The organism is Burkholderia sp. BCC0419 (genome assembly GCF_902830285.1).
GTDB lineage: Bacteria > Pseudomonadota > Gammaproteobacteria > Burkholderiales > Burkholderiaceae > Burkholderia.
Window position 1 is genome coordinate 2,755,939 of the sequence record NZ_CADESR010000001.1, and the last position, 20,358, is coordinate 2,776,296.

Below are 20,358 nucleotides of genomic sequence, written 5' to 3' on the forward strand. Positions count from 1 at the left end.
GCGCGCGTCACGACGGGCGTGCTTGCATGCTCACGTTTCGCGCCGCGCGCGCCGCCAGCGCCCCGGCGTCGTGCCGAGCACCGCGCGAAACGCCTTGCCGAACGCGGCCTCGGACTGGTAGCCGACCGCCTGCCCGATTTCCGCCTGCCCGCGCTGCGTGTCCTGCAGCAACGCGCACGCATGCATCATCCGGATCTGCGCGACGAACACGCCGACGCTCATCCCGGCCTTCTCGCGGAAATGCCGCGCGTAGGTCGCGCGCGACATCGCCGCCGCGGCGCCGAGCGATTCGACCGTCCACGGTTGGGCCGGCGCCTGCAGCACGGCCTGGACAGACGGGCCGAGGCGCGCATCGGCCGCGAGCGCGAGCCAGCCGGACGGCACGCGCGCACCGCGGCCGTATGCGCGCAGTGCATACGCGAGCAGCGCCTGCCCGAGCGCGTTCACGATCGCGCCGGCGCCCGGCTGCACGTTCGACGCCTCGGTACGCAGCACGCTCGTCAGCAGTTGCAGCGGCGCGGCCCCCGATGCGTCGCGCAACCCGACGTGCAGCACCTGCGGCAGCGTGCGCATCAGCAGTTCGCCCGCGCCGCGCGCATAGACGAACCGTCCGCAGAGCAGATCCACGCTCGCGCTGCCCGGTTCGGCCGGATCGAGATTCGACTTGACCGGCAGCACCGCGCCGTCGCCGGCACTCGAATCGCGCAGCGGCACGCGCGGCTTCGACCGGCTGCCCGCTGCGTCGAGCAGGTCGTGCGCGCCGCCAGCGGGCAGCAGCACGAAATCGCCATCGGCGAGTTGCAGCGTGCGCCCGTCGGCGGCACGCAGTCGACAGGTTCCGGCCAGCACCAGATGGAACGCCGCCTCGCCGGGCGGCAGCGGGTCGTGCGGCATCGCGAACGGGCCGTCGAGCAGGCAGCGCACGTCGAGCTCGACATGGCTGCGACCCAGCGACAGCAGTTGACTCAACGCATCCATGAGACGATTGCGCTAAAAATTGACACTCTAGCGTATCGAAACCCTCAGCGCGAGCGATCAGAATAGCCTTGCATCGCCCGAGTCGCGGCGCCCGCCGCCCTCCTCACTCTTCTCGACAAGGACGCATCATGCTGAACTGGAACGAATACCGGAAGGAACTCTCGACGCGTATCGGCGACATCGCCAAGCTGTCGCCCGATACGCTGGCCGGCTACAAGGCGCTGTCCGGCGCGGGCGCCAAGACCGGCCATCTCGACGCGAAGACGCGCGAACTGATCGCGCTCGCAGTGGCCGTCACGACGCGCTGCGACGGCTGTATCGCCGTGCATACGGCCGAAGCGGCCAAGCATGGCGCGACCAGGGAGGAAGTGGCGGAAGCACTCGGCGTCGCGATTGCGCTGAATGCGGGCGCGGCGCTCGTCTATTCGGCGCGTGTGATGGACGCGCTCGGCGACTGAACCGGCGCGGTGCGGCACCGCTCTCGTGCCGCACCGCGCCGAACTGCCGTGTTGCATGACGCCCGGCCGCGTGGCCGGGCGGTTGCGCTTCGCGCGTACGGCCTGCGATGTATGAAGATTGCGGGTGATTCGCTTGGACGCGGCAACGTCGCAGAGTCGGCTACCATGCGCGAACGATACATCGTGAAGGAGCGCTCCATGTGCCGCTGGCTCGCCTATACGGGTAATCCGATCCATCTGGAAACGGTGCTGTTCCGCGCGAAGCATTCGCTGATCGACCAGAGCCTGCATTCGGAGCTGGGCGCCACGACCACCAACGGCGACGGCTTCGGCATCGGCTGGTACGGGCATCCCGACGAACTCCCGTTCCGCTATCGCTCCGTGCATCCCGCATGGAACGACCGCAACCTGCGCGAAGCCGCGCGTGCGATCCGCTCGCGGATGTTCATCGCACACATTCGCGCGGCGACCGACACGCCCGTGCAGGAAACCAACTGCCATCCGTTCCGCCACGGCCGCTGGCTGTTCGCGCACAACGGGCTGATCCGCGACTTCCACAAGCTGCGCCGCGACCTGACGATGAAGGTCGATCCCGCGCTGTTCCCGACGCTCGAAGGCTCGACCGACTCCGAGCTGATGTTCCGCCTCGCGCTGACGTACGGTCTCGAGCAGGCGCCGCTGCCGGCGCTCGAACGGATGGTCGGCGTGGTGGAGGAAACCGCCGCGCGGCATCGCGTCGCCGATCCGATCAACATGACGATCTGCGCAACCGATGGCGAACGGATCGTCGCGGTGCGCTACTCGAGCGAACGGCAATCGCGCTCGCTGTTCCACAGCACGTCGTTCAAGCACCTGCACGCGCTGTATCCGCATAACCCGCGTATCGCCGAAGCCGGCGATGATGCGTTCATGGTCGTGTCGGAGCCGCTCGTCGACCTGCGCGGTGCGTGGGAGGAAGTGCCGGAGGGGATGGCGATCGTCGCGCAGGGCGCCGATGTGCAGCAGCGGCCGTTCGGGCCGCGGCACAAGTGACATGCCGCAGTCCTGACGAAATCGAGCGCATTCTGGTGTCGAATACTTCGGCGCGATACGGCAATCGCGGCGATCCGGTTTTGAGGGACCAGCGCTCGGTACTGCTGAATCAATCGAAAGCGATACGACTCATCGCCCGACAAATACGATCGGGCAACACGCCTCGGATAACTCCCCAATTCGATAATGAGTGCCGGAATCGCACGACGAAAGCAGACTCCGCGCACTGCGATTTTCGCTGAATAGAAAGTTAATACTCTTGCGATTTCATTCCGACCGGGAGCCAGGACGATAATCGAACACGGTCCAGAACATATGTACGAGGAATGCTGCGACGCATCGACGGACAACCGTCACCATCCTTCCAACGATTCCGACGCAAATCGTTCGCACCCATTGCCCTCATGGCACAGAGCCTGATCGGGACGTACCGCAAATTCAGCGCGGCGATGAAACGGGGCCGACATTTTACGCACCTTGCACTCCGTCGGCGACGCGCGCTCATTTCGAATTATTACGACGAATCGGCAATCATTACCGAGCAGATAGTGTTCGCACACCGTCGCGCCGCATGACGGTGAAGGCCTTATTCCTGATTAAAATATTCAAGTTACAAATTTTGAAAAGGAACGTTACAATCCGCCGACGGATGAATCCGCATCACAATAAAGTACGACGCAGTTACTGGCACAGCGACTCCGAGATGACTCAAGATCTCCAAAATTCTCTCCCTGTCATGCTGACGGGCAATCAATCCGTGCTTTCCAGCATGAAGCAGGACCATGCCTTCGTGGTATGGCTCACCGGTGTCTCCGGTGCCGGCAAATCGACGCTCTCGAACCTGCTGAAGGAACAACTCGATGCGCGCGGCCTGCGGACCTTTCTGCTGGACGGCGACCAGCTTCGCGAAGGATTGAATCAGGACCTGGGATTCAGCGACACGGATCGCCACGAGAACATTCGTCGGACGGCCGAGGTCGCGCGCCTGATGGTGGATGCCGGGCTCGTCGTCATCGTTGCGCTGATCTCGCCGTTCCGGGAGGCACGCGCCAAAGCGCGCGCGCGTTTTCCGCAGGGCATGTTTTTCGAAGTCTTTGTCGACGTTGCGCTGGATGTGGCCGAAGCGCGCGACCCCAAGGGGCTGTATGCGCTGGCAAGGCAAGGAACCATTCGGCAGTTCACCGGCATCGAATCGACCTATGAAAAGCCGGCATTGCCCGACGTACATGTGCGCACGGGCGAAGCAAGTCCGCTGGAATGCGTGCATGCGATCATGCAGAAATTGCCGTTGAACGGCTGATACTGGCGCGACGGCCCGTCTGCGCCTCTACTACCCTCATCTGTTTCGGCGCGCTATTGTGGCGAGCGACGGCTGAACTGTCCGCTTTACGCCACACCGGCCCACTGTCATGGTTGGCCGCGACGACCCAACCCCATCCGGATCGAATCAAGCTCACCCGGCAACCTGTTCGAACGCGCGCGCCGCCGCGGCAGCGCGATGAACCCGAGGCGTTCGTACAGCGCGCGGGCGCGCACGTTGCGCGTCAGCACGTCGAGCACGACGTCACGGCTGCCATCGGCCGGCAACACGCCGGTATCCAGCGCATCGCGAAACAGCGCGCTGAAAATGCCCGTCCCGCGCCGGCGTTCATCCGTCGCGCAATGCGCGACGAGGATCTGCGAACGCTTCGGCGCCGGGAGTTCCGTTTCGAGGATCAGCCCGCGCAGCAACTGGCCGATCGTGCGGCGCACGCCGAAGAAGCGTGCGAGCGCCCACACGATGTGCACGTCGTCGAACGTCGTCCGCTGCCCGTCGTGAATCGCCATCACCGCGAGCACCGTGCCATCGTCGGCGACTGCGACGCGATGCCGGCGCCACGAGAAGCGTCCGTGGCGCGACCGGAACGCCTGCTGCAGGAAAGCGATGCAGCGCGCGTCGCTTTCGCCGAGAAAGAAGCCGAATTCGGCCACGCCGGACGCAAACATGAGCGGCGCGCACGCGGCCGCGTCATCCGCCTCGGCCGCGCGAAACCGCGCCGGTTCGCCGGCGCGCGGAACCGCTTGCGCGACCGCGACAGCCTGCGTCACGCGCCGCGCCCCGCGAAGCGCGACAACACGCCAACCGCCCGGCTGATCTGCTCCGGCTCGTGTGTCGAACAGATGAAAAAGCGCAGGCGCGCCGCCTTTTCCTCGACGGCCGGATAGAAGATCGGCTGCACGTTGATCCCTTCGTCGAACATCGCATTCGCCCACTGCGCGGCCTTCAGCGAGCTGCCCGTGATCACCGGCACGACCGCATACCCGGCGCTCGTGCCCGTATTCAGCCCGGCGGCACGCGCCTCGGTCAGGAACTGCCGCCCGCGCGCCTGCAGTTGCGCGACGCGCTCCGGCTCGGCCTGCAGGCGTTCGAGCGCGGCCAGCGACGCTGCGGCGAGCGTCGGCGCGAGGCCGACGCTGTACAGGAAACCCGGCGCCAGATGGCGCAACATGTCGACGAGCGGCTGACAGCCGGCGATGAAACCGCCGCAGCCGGCCAGCGTCTTGCTCATCGTGCCCATCCACATGTCGACCTGATCGGGCGCGACGCCGCCATGCTCGCGGATGCCCTTGCCGGTCGCGCCGAGCACGCCGAGCGAATGCGCCTCGTCGACCAGCAGGAACGCCCCGTGGCGCGTCTTCACGTCGACGAAGCGCTGCAGATCGGGGAAATCGCCGTCCATGCTGTACAGCCCTTCGATCGCGATCAGCACATGCCGGTATTCGCGGCGCACGCGCGACAGCAGCTCGTCGAGCGCCTGCCAGTCGTTGTGTGCGAAGCTTAGCCGCTTCGCGCCGCTCAACTGCGCGCCCTGCACGATGCTGTTGTGCGCGAGCGCATCGTGGACGATCAAGTCGCCCGGGCCGAACAGCGCGCCGATCACGGTCACGTTGGTCGCGTGACCGCTCACGAACGCGACGCAATCGTCGGTCTCGTAGAACGCGGCCAGCGCACGCTCGAGCTCGCGCTGCACCGGGCGCTCGCCCGCGACCATCCGGCTGGCCGAAGCCGACGTCCCGTAGCGGTCGATCGCGGCTTTCGCGCGCGCGGACACCGCCGGATCGCCTGCCAGGCCCAGATAGTTGTAGTTCGCGAAGTTCAGGTATTCGCGGCCGCCGATCTGCGTGGTCGCCCCGGCGACGCCGTCGTGCACGCGGAAAAACGGCGAGTCGACCCGCAGTTTCTCGCCCATCTCGCGCATGATCCGGACCTGCTGATACTGCGGCATCGATTCGAAGCGGCTGCGCGCCGACGCGGTCTGCGTAGCGGGCGTGCCGGGCACGCCGGGCGCCGCCGCGGCGTCGGTCGCGCGCTCCAGTTGCCGTTTCAGCGCTTTCGCCGCCAGTTGCTGGCGAAGATGCTCTCCCAGTGCCATTGCTTCCTTCGCTGTATCTCGAAAAGGCGCTATGTTACGCCGCGTATTTTTAAAAAGCGTGGTTTCAGCGCTCGGAAAACTCGGCCCACTGCCACGCATCGGGCGCAGCCAGCAACGCATCGACCAGCCGGAAATTCATCTCGTGGCTCGGCCGCAGCGCGCTCACGCGTGCAAGCAGCGGCGCGCCGGCCAGCGCGAGATCGCCGACCAGGTCGAGCACGCGATGCCGGACGAATTCCTCCGGCAGCCGCATCCCGCCCAGCACGCGATTGCCGACGATCGACGCGGTGCATGACGGCCGCGCGCCGCGCAGGATCGGCACGCCGCGCAGATAGCCGGCGACGATCGCCGGCACGGCCCACTTCACGCGCCCGTACGAGCGCGACGGCGCGATGTCGGTCGCGAATGCGGCCGGCGTCAGCGCGCCGTCCCAGTGCATGTCGCCGAAGCCGCGCAGGTCGTTGCGCACGCTCAGTTCGTAACGCGGCGCCGGCTCGATCCGCATCTCGCGCCGCTGGTCGCCGTCGCCGTCCGTGACGACGACCGGCCGCAGCACGCGGATGAAGCGTTTCGGCGCATCGAGCGCGACGCGACCGCACGCGCGGATCGCGTCGACCCACGGCGTGGCGCTGCCGTCGAGAATCGGTACCTCTTCCGCATCGAGCTCGACGATCGCGTGATCGATCTCGCACGCGAGCAGCGACGCGAGAAGATGCTCGACCGTGCGCACGCCGACGCCGTCGGCATTGCGCAGCATCGTGCAGAGCGGCTGCGCGCGGCGCAGCGCGGGATCGACCGGCAGCGTCGCGAGCGTACGCCCCTGCTCGACCCGACGGAACACGATGCCCGTCACGCCGTCTTCCGGACGCGCGGGCAGAATCCGCACGCCGACCCGGCGCCCCGTGTGCAAGCCGTGTCCGTCGATCGTCAGCGGGCGCGCCAGCGTGCCCTGATGCGTCGCCCAGCCGGTCGGCGCGCTCACCGCGCCACCTCCAGCGACGGCGACGCCTGGCCGGCGACCGGCGCCGGCCGCGTATCGAGCATCGCGCGCGCTTCGCCGTCGATCGCATGCTTCGCGGCGAGCGCCGCGACGGCCTCGTGCGCAGCATCGGTCGCCGACGCGGCATCGGAGCCGGCATCGGCCGACGCGCCGATCGAATCGACGATGCGCGCGGCCAGCGTCGTCACCGACGCCCCTTCGGCGATCGCCATCACCGACAGCTTGACCTCGAACGCCTCCTCGACCGCGAGGCCGAGCTCCATCCCCATCAGCGAATCCATGCCCATGTCGAGCACCGACTTGTCGAGCGCGATGCGATCGGGCGTCATGTGCAGAATCCGCGCGATCTGCGCCTGCAGCGTCCGCGCCACCAGCGCGATGGCTTCGTCGCGCGGCAGCGCGAGCACCTCTTCGCGCAGCTGCGTGCCGCCGTCGCGCGCATCGCCGCCCTTCGCCTGCGATTGCAGCAGCGCATACCGACGCGCCTTCGCGGCCGGCATCCCGCGCGCCACCGCGTGCCAGTCGAGCCGCACCACCGCTTCGCCGGCCGCGCCCGCGACCAGCACACGCTCGAGCGCGGCCATCGCCTCGTCGGACGTGATCGACGCCCCGCCGATCCGCGACTGCAACGCTTCGCGCGTATCGGCGTGGCGTGCGAGGAAACCGACGTCCTCGAGCGGCCCCCAGGCCATGAACGTGCCGGGCAAGCCTGCCGCACGGCGATATTCGACCAGCGCCTCGAGGAAAGTGTTGGCCGCGACGTAGTTCGATTGCCCCGGATTGCCGAGATAGGTCGTCGCCGACGAATACACGACGAACAGGTCGAGCGGCAGCCCGCGCGTCGCGCGATGCAGGTTCCATGCGCCGGCCACCTTCGGCGCGAGCACCGCGGCCATCCGCGCATCGTCGAGATTGCGCACGAGGCCGTCGTCGATCGACATCGCGGAATGCAGCACGCCCTTCAGCGGATGGGCTCGCCGGACGATCGCGGCGATCATCGCGTCGACTGCCGCGGCATCGGTCACATCGCACGACACGACATCGACGATGACGCCGAGCGTGTCGCGCCAGCGTGCAACCTCCTCGCGCGCCGCGGCGGCGAGTTCACCGGAGCGGCTCGCCAGCGTCAGCCGGCGTGCGCCGTGCTCGACCATCCAGCGCGCGCTCGCGAAGCCCAGGCCGCCCGTGCCGCCGACCACCAGGTATGCGCCATGCGGATCGAGCGCGAGCGCTTCTGCCCACGCGACGCCACGCGTCGGCGCGGGCGTGCCGGACGGATAGGTCACGAGCACCTTGCCGATCTGGCGCGCCTGCTGCATGTAGCGGAACGCGTCCTCGGCCCGCTCGGCGGGAAACGCGCGATACGGCAGCGGATGCAGCACGCCTGCCGCGAACAGCGCCATCACTTCGCCGAACAGGCGCGCAGTCAGCTCCGGCAACGCGCCCATCAGCTGATCGGCATCGATACCGAAATAGCTGATGTTGTTGCGGAACGGCCGCAGCCCGATATGGCTGTTTTCGTAGAAATCGCGCTTGCCGAGTTCGAGGAAACGGCCGAACGGACGCAGCGTATCGATGCTGCGCACCATCGCCTCGCCGGCGAGCGAATTCAGCACGATGTCGATGCCCTCGCCGCCCGTCATCGCGCGAATCTCGTCCGCGAACGCCAGGCTGCGCGAATCGAGCACGTGATCGGCGCCGAGCAGGCGCACGAACTCGCGCTTCTCGTCGCTGCCGGCCGTCGCGAACACTTCCGCGCCGAAGTGGCGCGCGAGCTGGATCGCGGCGATCCCGACGCCGCCCGCGCCGCCATGCACGAGCACGCGCTCGCCGCGGCGCAGCCGCGCGAGTTCGACGAGCGCGTAGTACGCGGTGAAGAACGTGGTCGGCACGGTCGCCGCTTCCTCGAACGACAGACGCTCGGGTTTCAGTGCGATGGCCTGCGCGCGCGTCCTGACGCGCGTCGCGAACGACGCCGGCGCGAAGCCGAGCACCGCATCGCCCGGTGCGAATTGCGTCACCGCGCAGCCCACCCGGACGACGCGGCCGGACAGTTCCATGCCGATCGTCGCGCCCGCGAAGCCGGTCTCGACCGCTTCATCGGACAGCAGCCCCATCGCATACATCACGTCGCGGAAATTCAGGCCGGTGGCAACCGGCTCGATTTCCACCTCGTCGTCGCCCAGCGCGCTTTCCGGCAACGCGAACCATTCGAGATTACGCAACGAGCCCGGTGCGTCGAACGCGAGCACCGACGCGCGTGCCATCGCGCCGTCGCTGCGCGCCGCGGCCTGCGCGGCCGTCAGCATGCGTGGCACCAGGCGTCCGTGTGCGCTCAGCACGACTTCTTCCTCGACCGCCGCGCCGGTCAGCTCGCGAATCAGCGCATCGGGAATCCCGTCCGCCGCGCGATCGACGTCGATCAGGCGGCACGCGAATTCGGGATGCTCGTTCGCCAGCACGCGACCGAGGCCCCACAGCGTCGCCTGTTCCGGGTGCGCATGCGCGGCCCCGGCGAACGGCGCGCCGCCGCGCGTGACGACGGTCAGCCGCGTGGCCGCATTCGGCTGCGCGCCGAGCGCGCGCACGAGCGCCGCCAGCGCGATCACGCCGTGACGCAGCGCGGCCATCAGGCCGTCTCCCGTCGTCGTATCGGCGAGCGGCGTCTCCGGCGCGCAGAACACGACATGCGCCGGTTGCCCGGCCGGCAACGACGCGATCGCGTCGGCCGCATGCGTGACGTCGACGATATCGGCCGGATAGCCCGCGTGCGCGAGCGCATCGGCCAGCCGCCCGCCGAAACCGCCGGCCGCATCCGGTGCATGCATCACGAGCCATTGTTCGCTGCGGGCGAGCGTGTCGAGATCGCTCGCGTCGCTGCCGCGGTGCGCGGCCGCGGTGCTCGCCGGGTTGCGCGCGATGACGAACGTCGGCGTGCCGTCCAGATCGAGCGACTGCTCGACATGCCGCACGACGTCGACGTAGCCCGCGCGTGCGAGCGCCGCCTCGAGATCCGCCGGTGCCAGCGGCGCAGGCAGATCGACGCCCGTCGACGCAGGTTGCGCGCCGAACACGATGTCGGAGAAGCGGCCGCGACGCGGCTCCGCCAGCAGCAGCAAGCCGCCCGGCGCCAGCCACGATCGCATCGCGTTCAGCGCATCGGCCGCGTCGTGACGGCCGCTCAACGCGCGGTTCGCGACGATCAGGTCGTACGGCCCGGCTTCGTCGGCGGACAGCGACAGCCGTTCGCCCGGCTGCAGCGCAACCGTACGCACCGTGGCTTGCGCATCCGTATCGAACCCGGCCAGCTGGCCGGCCGTCGCGGCGATGGTGTGATCGCAGCGCGCGGCGGCGAGATGCATACCGAGCGTCTGCAGCACGTCGCCGTCCGTCGCGCCCAGTTCGAGCACGCGCAGCCGGCGCGCCGGCTGCCACGCGTCGACCGCCTGCTCGACGCCGGCCGCGAGCAGCGCATGCACGTGCTGCCAGGTCGGCGACGCGGCAAGCAGCTGCTCGACCAGGCTGTGCCCGGTCGGCGACAGCCAGCGAGCGTCGTCCTTCGCGCCGCTCAGCACGTCGGGCAGCGCCGCGCCGCAATGAGCAAGCAGCGTCAGCTCGGCCACGTGCCCCGGCGATTCGGCCAGCAGCCCGCGCCACAGATCGTCGAGCGGCGGCAGCGCCGCGCACGCCGCGTCGTCGCGGACCAGACGCGCGCCGTCACGAGCGGCAAGCCCGTCCTCGACGAGCATGTCGGCCAGACGCGCGGCCAGCGCCGCCTGCTCCGGTGCAGGCTGCCACGTGCCGGCGAATACGCCGAGTGCATCGAACGCGCGGAGCACGTACAGGCTTGCCAGCACGTCGAGCAGCGGCAGGATTTCGGTCAAATGCTGCGTGCGGCGACCGTCGAGCCCCGCGGCATCGACGCGCGCGACGGCTTGCGCAAGCAGCGCATCGGGCGTGGGCAACGCGGCCGCGTCGACGTCGTTCGGCAACGGCATCTCTTCGAGGCGGTAGACGAAACGCGAAGGCAGATTCTGGCGGCGGCCGACGAGGTCCACGCGCCGAAACCGGCAGCCGCCGAGCCGCGCGACGATCGCGCCTTGCGCGTCGAGGAATTCGAAATGCGCGACGATCGAATGCGGGCTGCGCCGGTCGACCCGCGCGAGCACGCGGACGACCGTGTCGCCGCGCAGGTAGTCGACCCGGCCGATCTGCACCGGCACGTAAGCCGGATGCTCGCCATCGCGCGCATGCTCGGCAAGCAACGCGAACAGCGGATGAAACCCGCTGTCCATCAGCGCCGGATGCAACAGATAAGCGGACAGCGCCCGTGCGTCCCCGCACGCGGCCGGCGCGGCGACGTCGGCGAGCGCGGCGTCCTCGGCCACGGCTACTCGCACGGTACGCACCCAGCGGAACGCCGGCCCGTAGCCGAGGCCGATCGCCGCGGTATTCGCATACAGCGTATCGCCGTCGGCGGCCGGCAGCGCGAGCAGGTGCTCGAGCGCAGCGGCCGGCACGATGCTCGCGGCGCCGAGCGCGTTGCCGCTTTCGAGCATCCGCCCCGTCACGTTCAGCGTCCATGCGCCGTTGGACATCCGATCGCGCGTCTCGATCGTGAACGTCGCGGTGCGCGGCTCGATCACGAGCCGGAACAGCTTCGCCTGCTGCGGCTGGAACACGACCGGCGTGCGGATCTCGACGTTTTCGAGCGCCGCATCCGGCGTATCGAAGAAGGCCCGCGCCGCGGCGAGCGCCATTTCCACGTAGCCGGCCCCCGGGAACGCCACGCCGCCGTCGACGACGTGATCGGCCAGCATCGGCAGCTTCGCCGGATCGAGCTGGTTTTCCCAGCCGAATGCGTGTTCGTGCAGCCGATAGCCGAGCAGCGGATGCTCGCGGCGGCGATTGACGAGACCGTAGCCTTCGACGGTCGGCGTCAGCCAGAAGCGGTCGCGCTGCCACGGATAGGACGGCAATGCCGCCCGCGATGCGCCGGGCGCGAAGCGGTCGGGATCGACGCTCGCGCCATGCGCGATCGCTGCGAGAATCGCTTGCCGCAGCGTCGCCGCGCTGCCGTGATCGCGCTTGAGCGTCGGCAGCACCGCGCCGGTCACGCCGGCGGCCGCGAACGCCTGCTTCACGTACGTGCGCAGGATCGAATGCGGCGAGACTTCGATGAACAGGCGGACGCCCTGCTCGATCAGGTGCGCGATGCCGTCGCCGAAGCGCACCGGCTCGCGGATATTGCGCCACCAGTAGCGCGCGTCGAGTTCGTTGCCGGCCAGCGGGCCGCCGGTCACCGTCGACACGAACGTGCCGTTGCCCGGTTGCGGCCGCAGGCTGGCCAGTTCGGCCAGCACCACCGGCTCGATGCGGTCCATGTGGCTGCTGTGGAACGCATAGTCGAGATCGAGCATCTGGAAGAACTTGCCGCTGCCGCGCAGCGCCGCCTCCAGCGCCTGCAAGCCCTGCAGCTCGCCCGCGAGCGTCACGGCATCGGGGCTGTTGATGCCGGCCACCTCGACCCGGCGCGCCAGCCCGTGGCGCGCGATCAGTTCGCGCGCCGCCGCCTCGCCGATGCCGACGGCCGCCATCCGGCCGCTGCCGCGCGTCATCGCCTGCGCGCGGCTGCGGATCTTGATCACGCGAACCGCGTCGGCGAGCGACAGCGCGCCCGTCACCCACGCCGCGGCAATTTCGCCGACGCTGTGGCCGATCGCCGCGTCGTAACGCATCCCGCGCGCGTCGATCACGCGGATCATGCCGACCTGGATCGCGAACAGCAGCGGCTGCGCGTTCTCCGTCGCGGCGAGCCATTCGGCGCCCGCGCCGGCCAGCCATTCCGCGCTCGGGCCGCCGCGCATCACGTCGACGAGCGACGGGCTGCCATCCGCGCACCACAGCGCGTCGACTTCGTCGAGCGCCGCACGGAAAACCGCGTTCTCCGCATAGAGTTCGTTGCCCATCCCGACCCACTGGCAACCGTTGCCCGAGAACACGAGCGCGGTGCGCAGTGCGTCGGCAGGCGCCTGGCCGGTTGCGACGCAGGCCGGCAGGCCTTCCTGCGCCGGCTGGGACAGTGCTGCAAGCGCCGCACGGCCTTCGGTCACGTCGGCCGGCGCGACGATCGCGCGATGTTCGAGCCACTGGCGACGACGTGCGGCCGCGGCGGCAAGCGCCTGCCAGTCGCCGCCGTTGTCGAGCATGATCAGATAGCGGCCTGCGAGCGCCGCGAGCGCATTCGCGCTGCGCGCGGTCAGGACGAGCGGGGACAGTTGCGCTTGAGTCGGCTCGGGCGCTCCCGTCGACGCGTCGTTTGCGACCGGTGCCTCGGTCAGCACGACGTGTGCGTTCGTTCCGCCGAAGCCGAACGAATTGACGCCGACCGTCAGCGGCGCGTCGCCCGCATCGAGCGGCATGTAACGATCGACGACGCGCAGACGCCCGCCGTCGAAATCGATCCCGAGATTGGGCGTGACGAAGTGCAGCGAGCGCGGCACCGCGCGATGCTTCAGGCACAGCACGGCCTTGAGCAGGCCAGCCATGCCGGATGCCGTTTCGAGGTGGCCGATGTTGGTCTTCACCGAACCGATCAGCAGCGGACGATCGGCCGGGCGCTCGCCCGACACGACGTCGATCAGTGCGCGCGCCTCGATCGGATCGCCGACCGCGGTGCCGGTGCCGTGCGCCTCGAGGTACGCAAGCGACTGCGGATCGATGCCGGCGCGCGCATACACGCTGCGCAGCAGCGACGCCTGCGCGGCCGCGCCGGGCACGCTGATCCCGCCCGGCGAGTGGCCGACCGAGTTCACGCCGGAGCCGGCGATCACTGCGTGGATCGTGTCGCCGTCGGCCAGCGCGCGATCGAGCGGCTTGAGCAGCACGAACGCGCCGCCTTCCGAGCGCACGTAGCCGTCGCCGGTCGCGTCGAATGCGCGGCAACGGCCGCGCGGCGACAGCATCGACGCCTTGGAGAAACTGACGAAGCCGAACGGGTGCAGCAGCAGGTTGACGCCGCCGGCAAGCGCCACGTCGGCTTCGCCGGACTGCAGTGCCTTGACGGCTTGATGGAGTGCGACGAGCGACGACGAGCAGGCCGTGTCGACCGACATGCTCGGGCCGCGCAGGTCGAACAGGTAGGACACGCGGTTCGACGCGATGCTGAGCGTATTGCCGGTCGCCGAATACGGATCGATCACGTTCAGATCGTCCATGTTGCGGTTGCCGTAATCCATGCTGGCCGCGCCGACGAAGACGCCGCAGTTGCTGCCGCGCATGTCGGCCGGGCGCACGCCCGCGTCCTCGAACGCCTCCCATGCGAGTTCGAGCAGCAGGCGCTGCTGCGGATCCATCTGAGCCGCTTCGCGCGGGGAAATGCCGAAGAACGCGGCGTCGAAGCCGGCGACGTTGTCGAGCACGCCGGCCGCGAACGTATAGCTCTTGCCCGGTTCGCGCTTGGACGGGTGCTGGTAGAAATCGGTACCGAAGCGGTCGGAGGGGATTTCAGTCACTGCGTCGCGTTCGTCGCGCAGCAGTTGCCAGAAGTCGCCAAGATTGTTTGCGCTCCCGGGAAACCGACAAGCCACCCCAATTATTGCAATCTTACTGTTCATCTTTTATGTCGCTTTCTCGGATGCGTGCGGTTCTTCCGCGCGATTTCCGTCATCTTGTACCACATGCAGCAGCGCCGCCCCAAGCTCTTCGGCTGCCAAATTCCGGTATTCCGGTGTGTCTGTGCCGTAATTTCGCCAAATGAAGTAGTCGCTGGTTTGCGGAGAAACGCCCAGCTTATCGAATACGTGAGGTAACGCGGGAACGTGATCGCCGTAAAAGCAAACGACTGTTTCACGATCGCTGGCGCGTAAATGATCGAGCAAGCGCCCGATCATTGCGTCCGCGTTTTCAATGTGCCGCAAGTAGGCTGTCAGGTCGCGCCACGATGGGTCTTCGCCGAGAGTATGCCTTGAACACGATTCTCCCGGTAATACCTGCTCGAGGTGCAGTGGGCCGTGGTTTTCCATCGTCATCGCGAAGATGAAGCGCGGGCGGGCATCGTCTGCCGCTTCGAGTTCCGCGATGATCGACTCGGACACGGCGGCATCCGCCACGTACGGGCCGGCACGGGACGCCGACGCAAAATGGTGGATATCGAGAAAGCGCGTAAAGCCGAGCAACGGGAATACTCGGCTCCGCCCGAAGAAATCGGCGTAATAGGGATGAATCGCGACTGTGTCGTAACCGCAACGGTCGAACCAGGACGCGAGCGAGGCGATTTTATTTCTTACAAAGGCATACGGATAAAAGCGCGCATACCCGAGCGAAAAGGATTCCACGCCAGTCAGCACCGCGAATTCCGTTCGCATGGTGTTCGCCCCCCACGCAGGCACCGTCATCTCGCCATGCCACGCGGCCTCGCGATGCGCTTCGTCGAAGCGGCTGAAGAGGGTCGGCTCGATCGCGTCGCCGAGCCGGCGCACATCGAAGAACGATTCGCTCTGGATCACGATCACGTCCGGGCGTCGCGTCGGCGTGCCGGTTGCGAACGGCCCCGTCGCCACGACTTCACGGAACCGCCGAAACGTCGCAGGCCGCAAGCCGTTGAGCAGATAGGCAACGAACACGGCAAAAAAGCCATGTTTGCGTTGATCGACATCGGGATCGAGTGTCAGCGGCACCCGGGCAGCCACGAGAACGGCAAGCATGAACGGCAGCACCGCCGCAAGCCAGAGCAGCCTGCGGGGGCCTGAAAACGCGGGGCGCTCGATGACGAAGCCGGCGATCACAAGCACGATACCCGCACCGATCGCGACGACCTTGCCGACGCTCAGGAAAGGCAAGTAAAGACGGGGATGCGAAAACAACTGGCTGAACAGGCTCAGATCGGTAAATACGAACGGCTCGCGCAACGACTCGTACTTCGCATTGCTGACTGCGGCGACGAGACCCACGAGCGCGAGCGACGCGCAGGCCGAAAACAGCGGCCGGGAGGTGACGGCGAACGCCAAGTCGAATACGAAGAGTACGGCAACAATATGAAGCAGTGACGACAGCAGCGGACGCCGCAGTGGCGCGCGCGGGACCGCGATCGCGTCGACCGCAAACGACAGCGCAATGGTGGCCGTCACCGTCACGGCAAGACGCGCGCTCAATTGGCCCGGTCCTTCGACGGAAGATACGATAGGCGGTCAAGAATCGCGTCGGCCAGCGCCGCGGGCAAGAGCGGCAGGAGGCGCATGCCGAACGCGAGCAACCCGGGAAATGCGATCTCGCTTCGGCCTGCATCGAGCCGCCTGCGGATGTATGCGGCCGAACGCTCGGCGCTCCAGAGGAACGGTTTGTCGCCGGGGAACACGTCGCTCATCGCCGTCTTCACAAAGCCGGGCAGGATGATCGTGACGCGGACGCCGTCACGCGCCAGCAGCGGGCGCACGGAATCGCCATAGGCCTTGATCGCAGCCTTGCTCGCGCAATAGGCCGGCGAGATAGCCATGCCGCGCAGCGCGGCGATCGAACTGACCATCGCGATACGGCCGCGCCTGCGCTCGCGCATCCGGTCGATGACCGGCAGGACCGTATGCAGTGCGCCGTAGAGATTCGTATCGATGACGCGAGCCGTGCGTTCCAGGTCTTCCCAGTCACTCGCATCGGCGATCGTGCTGGCCACGCCGGCGTTCGCGATCAGCAGGTCGATCGGGTGGCGGGTGTCGAAATCGGTCAACCAGGCAGCCACAGCCGCAGCCTCGCGCACGTCTATGACGCCCGCTTCAACCGTTGCGCCATGCGTTCGGCAGGCAGCGGCCGTTTTCTCGATCTCGGCGAGATTGCGGCCAATAATGCCGAGCGTCGTGCCGGGCTGCGCATAGGCAAGCGCAAGCGCGCGGCCGAGACCGGCACTCGCGCCGGTGATAACGACGTTTCGCGGCAGTTGATCAGGCATCCGCGCGATCCAGGCGCTCGACCGCCCCCGCGACCGCCATCTCGATGCCGGTTCGGGTGTAGAAATCGCCGTTGATTTGCGTGTGATGCATCACGTAGTCCAGGAAGGCGTGATAGAGATGCATGTCCGGCAGCTCGCCGCCATGCCAGAAATCGTCGAGTTTTCCCTGCCAGGTCAAGCCGGGCATATTATAAATGGCGGTCCCGAGCGCCACTAGCGGGCGCTCGTGGTGCAAAGCCGACAGCCCGACCGTGCTGTTCACAACGACCACGCCGCGCGCGTGCTCGAGCAGTGTCGGCAAGTGGCCCGAGTTGATGAAACGGACCCGATCTCCGATACCGGCCTCGCGCGCAATCGACATCGCGAAGCGGTCGTATTCGATCATGCCGGTGTCGAGCGGGTGGTTCTTGATCAGCAGGGTCGCGTCGTGCGGCGCGTGCCGGGCGAATGAGCGCAGGACGTAGTCAATCGCGTCGCGTATCCCTTCGAATGGCGAATGCACGGCGATCTGCGCATCGGAGTTGAGCTGAAGCGGGAACAGGTAATAGGGCCGGCCGGAGTCGAGCAATTCGCGCGCGACTGCGTCGGCCTGGCGGCGATGTCGCCCCTGCAAAAGCGCGCGAAACGCAAGTCCAGCGTATTCGACGATCCCATTGCGCGGGCGGTGACTGCGATAGCGGGGAAAGCGCCAGGCGAACAGCGCGTTGGCGAGCCGATACGTGATGTCGTGAAAGACGCGTTCGTAAAGATTGTATCCGGTCGGCTGACCGGGTTGAGCGGGCGGAACGAGATCCCGCTGACGCAGATATTCAGCCGGATCCGTCGGCATCAGCGACCGACCATTGACACCGTAGCGTTCCAGCGTGATCCAGTGCGGGCGAACATAACCTTCCTCGAACACATACACTCGCAGACCCCGCGACTCCGATATCGGATGTATGTGCCGGTGAATCTCTCTGCAATCACCAAACATGATGACGTCCGTAATGTGCTCGCGACACACGAGATCGGCGTACCAGCCAGGCAAATCCGAGGGTTTGCCGCTGTAGTTCACGCTGGCGCCGTGCCAATCGTAGAACCAGTCCCCTCCGCAGAAATTGATTCGGCGAACGACATGACCACGCGCGCGAAGCGCGTCGGAAAGCCGGGCAAAAAAGGACGACGCCGTGCCTTGCAGCACAAGAAATGAGCGAGGCATGGTATGGGTAATACGGACTTATTCGAAAAATTGGCCTGCTCTGGTGGATCCGGGCCGTGCGCATGCTACGGTGCCAGACCACGCTGCCGTCTCCCGACGACGACCGCCAATATATCACTCCGACTGTGACAAACCTAACGGCGCTCGCGGAAATTGCTCCCGCGGATGCGCAAGGCAATACCCTGCAAATCGCTTTCGCGCCCGTGTCCGACAGAACGCCGATGGGCAAGCTGCGGTCATATGCATCATTGCAATGGCCAACGGTCGCCGTAACGGCGGCCGGCAGCCGAAATTCCACCGCGACTGCGCAGGAATTGAAAGGGCGACATGAAAACAGGGAACAAACGATATCGATGTACGGCTATCGCGTCAAGTAAAAACTTAATGGGCTTCACACTACCGACGCCGATTATTATGGGAACGATACTTGGTCGGGTGTTTCGGCTTCATTGGGTAGCACGTATTTTTCGGAGAGGAGAAAGGAAGCACGAATTCGATACCCAAAAATATCACCAAGCTATCGTAATCGCATGGCTTCTGGGATTCGTTCTTACCGGCGACAGTTGCCTGGTACCGGCATACGCGGACGATCTCTCCTCTCACGCTGAAAATGGCGTGAATACCGCCCGTTTCGATTCGGCCGGGCTATTTCAGTTGCCGGCCTCTGGCAGTGTCCCTCGCACGATCGCAGATAAGCTGTCGGACTACGACAGCGTGTTCGATTTTATGTCGCCAGCGCAGATCGCCGACGTCAAAGCCGGTACCGCCAGCGTCGACGTGTCGAAAGCCATCCAGGGCTGCATCGACTATCAGGCGAGCAAGCAACGCGGAGGCACCTGCGATCTGCCATCCGGCGTGTACCTGATCAAGTCGACCCTGCGCGAAACACGCTCCCACATCCGGTTACGCGGAGCGGGCAAATCCGCGACCGTCATCGCCACGAGTTCGGACATCGTCGACATACTTGTCGGTACGAACCCGGTCACCGCCCTTGTTGGCAACGACATCACCGACATCGGTTTTTTCCACACCAACGCCGCGGTCAAAACGAAGCCTCACATCATCCTGCTGTCCCCTATCCAGTCCACCATTCGCGCGTCGTTTACAAACGGCGCGTACGGCATGTTTCTGTACGGTGGACAGGGAGTAAAGCTGGATCAGATTGTTGCTCCCGGGAATTACGACCCCGAAGCAGGTCCGACGCACAATTCGCACACGGCCATTTCATTGCTACCCCTGAGTGCCGCGTCGGGGTACAAGACATCGACCGGCTCCGTCGAATTGCCAACCGAAGTTGAAATATCGAGCCCCTACATCAACGGGCCGCTATTGAAAGGCTGGCAGTATGGCATTTCCATTTTTGCGGGAGAACACGTCACACTCGACGGCACCTACTATATCGGGCAATCGACGGTCGACAATGTGCACATCGAACAGCGTGCCGACAACAAGCTGATACTGGAGCCTACTCTGGCCCCGGGCGGGTACATCGACGGAGCCGGTCGCGCCGGGGTATGGGTCGGCGGGCCCTTGGGTAACGGCTCCCAGTATATCGGCCAGCTCTCGATCTATTCGACAATCAAGGGCCAGTCGGGCTCCGGCCTTGACGGCATGGTGATCGACGGCACCAACCGAGGAGGCGCATATTCTCAGGCCGTGATCAATGCGACCTTGTCCCCGGCACAAGTGAGCGGATGGCGTCGACACGGAATCAATCTGGCCGGCGGGCAGAACATCAACATCCCGTCGCCCAACATATTCGGAAACAGCTTCCTGAAGCCCGGCGAAGGCAACGGTATCGACATCGGCCCGCATGCCGCCGGCGTTCGCATATCTGGCGGACGCGTCGGCGGCGACGCGTATGGCAGGGGCACTGGAAACCAGGCTCAAGGGATCGCGATCTCTCCGTCGTCGAGAAACGTGACGGTCGCCGCTGTGGACCTCAACGGCAACCAGTCTCCCACCAACGGCATCGCGAACGCAGGGGCGAGCAGCAACCAGATCACCGACAGTCCGGGCTTCAGTGGAAGCCGGGCCGCTGTTTCGCCGCCATTTCCGGCGTCCGGCAAGGAATTCAAGAACCCGTTGGGATCACGTGCACTCGTGTCGATCCGTGGCGGGAAGATCTCGTCGATCGACCTGAACGGCCATTCACTGTTCAATTCGGCGCCCGACGCGCCCTTTACGATCGCGCCGGGCGATACCTTGCGCATCATCTATTCTTCGCGCCCTGACTGGACGTGGTGGCTGCAGTGAGCCGCCGATCTGAAACGGCAGGCCGCCGGCTGACCGATGCCGTTTCGCGCATCGGCCGGGAACCGACACCCGATCGGCAACGC

The 20,358-nt window shown here is 66.6% G+C and carries 13 protein-coding genes; 5 read left to right on the forward strand and 8 right to left on the reverse strand.

All coding sequences use genetic code 11. The features are described from left to right. Positions 1-30: 30 nt before the first annotated feature. Positions 31-978, reverse strand: a complete 948-nt coding sequence (locus tag HWW87_RS12460; protein WP_175820477.1) for an AraC family transcriptional regulator — start codon at positions 976-978, stop codon at positions 31-33. Positions 979-1,106: 128 nt separating this feature from the next. Between HWW87_RS12460 and HWW87_RS12465 the strand changes: the two genes are divergently transcribed. From HWW87_RS12465 to cysC, 3 genes are all read left to right on the forward strand, one after another. Further along, positions 1,107-1,436 (forward strand): carboxymuconolactone decarboxylase family protein, encoded by a 330-nt coding sequence (locus tag HWW87_RS12465; protein WP_114176220.1) that lies wholly within the window; start codon positions 1,107-1,109, stop codon positions 1,434-1,436. Positions 1,437-1,634: 198 nt separating this feature from the next. Then, the gene (locus HWW87_RS12470; protein ID WP_175820721.1) at positions 1,635-2,468 is read left to right on the forward strand and encodes a class II glutamine amidotransferase; all 834 of its coding nucleotides are present in this window, start codon (positions 1,635-1,637) and stop codon (positions 2,466-2,468) included. Positions 2,469-3,204: 736 nt separating this feature from the next. Beyond that, the gene (cysC, locus tag HWW87_RS12475) at positions 3,205-3,768 is read left to right on the forward strand and encodes an adenylyl-sulfate kinase (protein WP_175820722.1); all 564 of its coding nucleotides are present in this window, start codon (positions 3,205-3,207) and stop codon (positions 3,766-3,768) included. A 107-nt stretch (positions 3,769-3,875) separates the two neighbouring features. Here cysC and HWW87_RS12480 read toward each other — a convergent pair whose 3' ends face one another. The 7 genes from HWW87_RS12480 to HWW87_RS12510 form a co-directional block, all read right to left on the reverse strand. Further along, positions 3,876-4,556: a GNAT family N-acetyltransferase gene (locus tag HWW87_RS12480; protein WP_175820478.1), complete on the reverse strand. Its 681-nt coding sequence runs from the start codon at positions 4,554-4,556 to the stop codon at positions 3,876-3,878. Then, on the reverse strand, positions 4,553-5,881 hold the full coding sequence (locus tag HWW87_RS12485) for an aminotransferase class I/II-fold pyridoxal phosphate-dependent enzyme (protein ID WP_175820479.1): 1,329 nt from the start codon (positions 5,879-5,881) through the stop codon (positions 4,553-4,555). Before HWW87_RS12485 ends, HWW87_RS12480 begins: the two co-directional genes overlap by 4 nt. 64 nt (positions 5,882-5,945) lie before the next feature. Beyond that, the gene (locus HWW87_RS12490; RefSeq protein ID WP_175820480.1) at positions 5,946-6,863 is read right to left on the reverse strand and encodes a UDP-3-O-acyl N-acetylglycosamine deacetylase; all 918 of its coding nucleotides are present in this window, start codon (positions 6,861-6,863) and stop codon (positions 5,946-5,948) included. Next, the gene (locus HWW87_RS12495) at positions 6,860-14,497 is read right to left on the reverse strand and encodes a type I polyketide synthase (RefSeq protein ID WP_175820481.1); all 7,638 of its coding nucleotides are present in this window, start codon (positions 14,495-14,497) and stop codon (positions 6,860-6,862) included. The genes HWW87_RS12490 and HWW87_RS12495 overlap by 4 nt, the downstream gene beginning before the upstream one ends. Before the next feature lie 3 nt (positions 14,498-14,500). Continuing rightward, entirely contained in the window at positions 14,501-16,033 is a 1,533-nt protein-coding gene (locus HWW87_RS12500) for an LTA synthase family protein (RefSeq protein ID WP_175820482.1), read from the reverse strand. Further along, positions 16,030-16,821 carry an SDR family NAD(P)-dependent oxidoreductase gene (locus HWW87_RS12505; RefSeq protein ID WP_175820483.1) on the reverse strand — a complete coding sequence of 264 codons (792 nt, stop codon included), beginning with the start codon at positions 16,819-16,821 and terminating at the stop codon, positions 16,030-16,032. Before HWW87_RS12505 ends, HWW87_RS12500 begins: the two co-directional genes overlap by 4 nt. After that, on the reverse strand, positions 16,814-18,019 hold the full coding sequence (locus tag HWW87_RS12510) for a capsular biosynthesis protein (protein WP_175820484.1): 1,206 nt from the start codon (positions 18,017-18,019) through the stop codon (positions 16,814-16,816). The genes HWW87_RS12505 and HWW87_RS12510 overlap by 8 nt, the downstream gene beginning before the upstream one ends. 56 nt (positions 18,020-18,075) lie before the next feature. Here HWW87_RS12510 and HWW87_RS12515 point away from each other — a divergent pair, with 56 nt between their 5' ends. After that, complete coding sequence (locus HWW87_RS12515) at positions 18,076-18,396, forward strand: hypothetical protein (RefSeq protein WP_175820485.1); 321 nt, start codon at positions 18,076-18,078, stop codon at positions 18,394-18,396. A 238-nt stretch (positions 18,397-18,634) separates the two neighbouring features. Continuing rightward, positions 18,635-20,275 carry a glycosyl hydrolase family 28-related protein gene (locus HWW87_RS12520; RefSeq protein ID WP_175820486.1) on the forward strand — a complete coding sequence of 547 codons (1,641 nt, stop codon included), beginning with the start codon at positions 18,635-18,637 and terminating at the stop codon, positions 20,273-20,275. Positions 20,276-20,358 lie beyond the last annotated feature (83 nt).